The sequence below is a fragment of the Syntrophorhabdus sp. genome (genome assembly GCA_012719415.1).
Lineage (GTDB): Bacteria > Desulfobacterota > Syntrophorhabdia > Syntrophorhabdales > Syntrophorhabdaceae > Delta-02.
In genome coordinates this window covers 1-3,699 of sequence record JAAYAK010000065.1, presented here as the reverse complement: position 1 = coordinate 3,699, position 3,699 = coordinate 1, and the positions used below count along the sequence as shown (strand labels likewise).

Sequence of the window (3,699 nt, the reverse complement as noted above, 5' to 3'; positions counted from 1 at the left end):
GGACCTTCCCGAGCGCCGGGACGAGGTCCGTATCCTGTACGTGATGCTCGGCTCCAACATCATCCTGCAGATCGGCGAGGCTGTCGAGGGATCATCACGGTTCCTGGAGGTCTTCAGACGGATCTTTATCATGACGATGGGGTTCCTCATCGTCCTTGCCGCCGGTATCGGATGGTTCATGGCGAAAAGGGCGGTGTCGGGGGTGGAGGCCGTGACGCGCACGGCACGGGAGATATCCGCGGGCACGCTGGATCAGAGGGTGCCCGTCAACATGCGGGGTGACGAGATCGATCAGCTGGCCGTCACCTTCAATGAAATGCTCGACCGTATCGAGGCGCTCGTCAGGGAGATGAAGGAGATGAGCGACAATATCGCCCACGACCTGAAGAGCCCCATTACGCGGATACGGGGAGCGGCCGAGGTGACGCTCGCGACCTCGGGGCCCGTCGAAGAGTTCGAGAACATGGCGGCAAGCACCATCGAGGAATGCGACCGCCTCCTCGATACCATCAACACCATGCTCATGATATCGAGGACGGAGTCCGGGGTGGACCGTCCTCCGCAGGAGAAGATAGAGGCGGCCGAACTCGTGCGCGAGGCATGCGATCTCTATGAACCTGCCGCCAGCGACAAGGGTGTCGTTCTGACCTGTGGGACCGAAGAGGCCGTCGACGTGGCAGGGGACAAGAGGATGATCAGGCGGATGGTCGCGAACCTCATCGACAACGCTATCAAGTACACTCCTCCCGGCGGGAGCGTCAACGTCCGCCTCTCGCGGGACGGTTCGAACCGCATCCTGCTCACCGTGAGCGACAGCGGCATAGGCATATCCCCGGAAGACCTTCCCCGCATTTTCGACAGGTTCTACCGTGGGGACAGGAGCCGCTCAGAAGCAGGTTTGGGCCTCGGCCTCAGCCTCGCGCGGGCCATCGCGCGTGCTCACGGCGGAGATATCACCGTGACAAGCATCCCCGACAGAGGAGCCACCTTCACCGTAACCCTCCCCGGCAAGACGGTCGAAACCGCTTGAACCGCTTGAACCGTTTGAGGGCCAAAGAGACCTGTCCTCGCCATGATCCACAACCCATAACCCATTACCTATCACCCGTCTTCATTACCAATTTGTAATCTTGCCGTCATGTCCTGATGAACTTCGTGATGTAGACTGCGGTATCGGCAAGGCGGTGCCTGGCCACTACACATCAAGGAGATCCGTATGGAACGAAGAAGTGTAATCAGGGCTATTGTCATTACGCTGGCGACCATCGCCCTCACGGTGGGGCTCGGCTACGGGGTTTCGAAGGCTGTCAAGGGAACGGATAACACGCCGGTATCTTCGAAGAGCTCCGTGGTGCCGATCATGGTCCCCGGTAATTTTACCGAGCTGGCGGAAAAGGTCCGGCCCAGCGTCGTGAACATTCAGACGGTCAAGACGCTCAAGGGGGATGGACGCGTCTTTCGCCACTTTTTTGGCAACCCCTTCGGCAAGGAGAGCCCCTTCGGCGGACAAGACCCTTTTGAAGAGTTCTTCGGCCGCCGGGGAGGGAACGGTTCACCCGAGGATTTCCGGCAAAAGAGCCTTGGCTCGGGGTTCATTGTCGACGGGGACGGTTATATCGTGACAAATAACCACGTCGTGGACGGTGCCAACGAGATCAAGGTGAAGCTGGCGGACGGGAGGGAGTTCGACGCGAGCATCGTCGGCAGGGACCCAAAGACGGACCTGGCGCTCATCAGGATCAAGGGCGCTTCGAACCTCGCACCCATAACGATGGGCAATTCGGAGGAGCTTAAGGTCGGCAGCTGGGTCGTCGCGATAGGCAGCCCCTTCGGTCTCGAACAGACGGTGACGGCAGGGATCGTGAGTGCCAAGGGCAGGATAATCGGCTCGGGGCCTTATGACAACTTCATTCAGACGGATGCTTCCATAAATCCGGGAAACAGCGGTGGCCCTCTCATCAATACGAAAGGGGAGGTGATCGGGATCAACACGGCGATCGTCGCTTCAGGGCAGGGGATAGGTTTTGCGATCCCCATCGATACCGCCAAAAGCGTGATAGTCCAGCTCAAAGGAAGCGGGAGGGTCACCCGCGGCTGGTTCGGTGTGAGCATACAGGAGATCACCCCGGCACTTGCCTCCTCTTTCGGGCTTACGGACAGGAAAGGGGCACTCGTGGCCGATGTGGTCAAGGATGGACCTGCCGATAAGGCGGGGATAACCCCGGGGGACGTGATCGTGGAATTTGACGGCAAGGATGTCGCCACCTCCACCGACCTTCCTCGGATCGTCGCGGCAACGCCGGTGGGCAAGGATGTATCGGTGAAACTGCTCCGCGGCGGCAAGACGGTCAGCAAGACCGTGAAGATATCGCGGATGGAGGACGCCGTCGCGGAGGTATCCGGAAAAGGATCCGGCGAGAACAGAGTGGGGATAACGGTCCAGGCCATCACTCCCGAGGTGGCAAGGGCCCTTCAGCTGAAGACCCGACAGGGCGTTGTCGTAGCGTCCGTCGAACCGGGGAGCCCGGCGGAAGAAGCGGGCATCATGAGGGGCGACGTCATCCGTGAGATCAACAGGGCTCAAGTGAAGGACGTGGAAGGTTTTGTCAGGAAGATGGGTGAGGAGAGCGGGAAGAAAAACGTTCTCTTTCTCATCCACAGACAAGGGAACAACATCTATGTTGTCGTAAAGCTCGCCGGGGGCTAAAAGAAGTCCCTTTCCCCTGATGCCCGGCTGCCGGGATCCCTTGGAGATCCCGGCAGCCGGGCATCTCCTTCTTCGAAATGCCCGTCACTTGCATAATTCATTGACACAGCAGTAGACCTCCACGACGAGGACGATCGCGCCCCCATCTTCCAGAAGGCCGTTATCGGCGGTCTTGACCTGGCCCCTGACCGTCCATTTCCCGTTGCCGTTATCGGTGGCGAAGGCGCTCACGCCGGCGATGGGAACGATCGTGGTCGACGACCCTCCCAGCATGCGCACGGGAGTCACGAATATCTTCGCCGTCATTCCGGGGTCGCAAGAGGGTTTGTCGAGGACGGTGCCGCTCAAATGCACGCTCTTGTACTTCAGCACGGCGCCGCTTTCTGGCGCGGGTGGTATGATGTAGACTGCTTCGGCGCACGCTTTTTGCCCCGTTGTCACAAGACAGAAGAGGCACAATGAGAAAAGGAGACTCGGGAGAAACCTCCGCTGTCCTTCAGCGGGTGGCATCGCGTTCTTCAGTTTCCGCCGGTTTGCCCGCCACCGTGATGGAAAGATGGAATCCTTCATGCCTTATCCTCTCTGACCGGTCATTCCAGGGGGTCCGACAACACACCGGCCTTGAAAGCGGCGGCACTGTCAATGACCTTGTCGGCATACCGGTCGTCCCGCGCCCCGAGATACCTGTACAGGGCTTGCCGCAGGTCGTTGTTCGACCGGCGCATGTAAAGACGGAGGATTCCCGTCCCCACGGTGAGGTTTCTGCGCAGGTCATGTGCCTCCTCGGGCGAGGAAAAATATCGTTTCCACGTCGGCCAGTGGACCTGCATGAGCCCCCGGGCGTTCTTGTTGCTTATCGCGGACGGGTCGAAGCCGCTCTCGACGCGCACGATGCCCATGAGGACGGAGAGAAAATTGAGCCGGTGCTCCTCGGAAGTGAAACGATATCTTTCCCAGTGGACGTGGTCGGCGAGTGCCTTCGCGACGGCGAG

4 protein-coding genes are annotated in these 3,699 nt (G+C 59.8%); 2 read left to right on the top strand and 2 right to left on the bottom strand.

Annotation, left to right across the window (positions count from 1 at the left end):
* The coding region (locus GXX82_03850) for a HAMP domain-containing protein (GenBank protein ID NLT22160.1) at positions 1 to 1,030 on the top strand (1,030 nt) is incomplete at its 5' end.
* Between the two features lie 186 nt (positions 1,031 to 1,216).
* Positions 1,217 to 2,707 (top strand): DegQ family serine endoprotease, encoded by a 1,491-nt coding sequence (locus tag GXX82_03845; GenBank protein NLT22159.1) that lies wholly within the window; start codon positions 1,217 to 1,219, stop codon positions 2,705 to 2,707.
* An 84-nt stretch (positions 2,708 to 2,791) separates the two neighbouring features.
* On the opposite strand, the gene GXX82_03840 is transcribed toward GXX82_03845, so the two are convergent.
* Both GXX82_03840 and GXX82_03835 read right to left on the bottom strand, forming a co-directional pair.
* The gene (locus GXX82_03840; protein NLT22158.1) at positions 2,792 to 3,277 is read right to left on the bottom strand and encodes a hypothetical protein; all 486 of its coding nucleotides are present in this window, start codon (positions 3,275 to 3,277) and stop codon (positions 2,792 to 2,794) included.
* A 20-nt stretch (positions 3,278 to 3,297) separates the two neighbouring features.
* Positions 3,298 to 3,699: lytic transglycosylase domain-containing protein (locus GXX82_03835; protein ID NLT22157.1), on the bottom strand; the 402-nt coding region annotated here is incomplete at its 5' end.

Excerpts from the sequence above, each read along its gene's own strand:
- GXX82_03845 (NLT22159.1), top strand. The coding sequence starts at position 1,217 with ATGGAACGAAGAAGTGTAATCAGGGCTATTGTCATTACGCTGGCGACC.
- GXX82_03840 (NLT22158.1), bottom strand. The coding sequence starts at position 3,277 with ATGAAGGATTCCATCTTTCCATCACGGTGGCGGGCAAACCGGCGGAAA.